General features: G+C 68.4%; 1 protein-coding gene. It reads right to left on the bottom strand.

Annotated elements, in window-relative coordinates; all coding sequences use genetic code 11:
- Positions 1 to 209 precede the first annotated feature (209 nt).
- On the bottom strand, positions 210 to 320 hold a 111-nt coding region (locus HP550_RS04340), incomplete at its 5' end, for a Bax inhibitor-1/YccA family membrane protein (RefSeq protein WP_175346368.1).

Here is a 320-nt window from a genome sequence, read left to right as displayed (position 1 = left end):
TACTCGACCTTGGCCAGGATCGTCGCCGTCAGGCCGGCGGTCACGGACGTGAGCTGGACGAGCGGGGTGCCGCCGACGAGCTCCGAGATGTGCTTCGCGTACTTCACTGTCCTGCGCTCCCATGGGTGGCGGGTGTCGGGCAGACGCACGTCGGCCCGGGTGCGATCGATCATCGCACCCGGGCCGACGTCAGTCAGTTCTGACCCAGGTCAGTCGCCACGCAGGATCGCGAAGATCCGCAGCAGCTCCAGGTACAGCCAGACCAGCGTCACGACGAGACCGAAGGCAGCCGTCCACGCGAGCTTGGCCGGGACGCCGGC

It is taken from the genome of Cellulomonas humilata (assembly GCF_013359775.1).
GTDB classification, from domain to species: Bacteria; Actinomycetota; Actinomycetes; order Actinomycetales; family Cellulomonadaceae; genus Cellulomonas; species Cellulomonas humilata.
This window is presented reverse-complemented; position numbering and strand designations above follow the sequence as displayed.